Annotated in this window: 1 protein-coding gene; it reads right to left on the bottom strand. The window is 62.4% G+C overall.

The window, feature by feature from the left end; genetic code table 11:
* A partial coding sequence (locus AC1DWF_RS38280) for a hypothetical protein (protein WP_476843617.1) occupies positions 1 to 211 on the bottom strand: 211 nt, incomplete at its 3' end.
* Between the last annotated feature and the right edge of the window lie 318 nt (positions 212 to 529).

Here is a 529-nt window from a genome sequence, read left to right as displayed (position 1 = left end):
CACCTGGGGTTTGAAAAAATTCCGGGCTTATCGGTTGATGCAGCGGTCCCAGGAGCGGCCGGTCGGCGTGCCAACTCCCTCGGAAACCACGTACCGCCAGTCTTTGGTTGAGCTCCTCATCGGCAAGGGCATCGCGCATGGCGATCGATGCTTCATCCAGGCTGCTGAATGAGTGGGAATGCTCCAGCATCCACAGCAGCGCGCCGTCCATGAAGATACGGCCCGGTGGCAGGGCAGGTCCTGCATTCGAGGGGGCGATGCTAACCGTGCTCAGATCTATCCGTCCCGCACGATCATCGTCCGCGACGGCAACCGGCCACTGCCGCAGTACGCCGTCGGTGCGGAATCGGACATGATGATAATGAGGGCCGGGGTAACTGAGAATCACGTCGAGTGGGGCGGACCTCATTAGACCGATCGTGTCGCCGTAAGGGCTGAGGCCGACGTGGGGGGCGGCAAATTTGGCTCTGGGGATTGGTACCGGGGAAATGCCGCCGTCCCGATCGCCGGGCTTCCCTTCGATCCCCTC

Source organism: Aminobacter sp. P4_D5, assembly GCF_056401815.1.
Note: the sequence above shows the minus strand (reverse complement) of the source record. Positions and strands in the feature narration are given on the sequence as shown.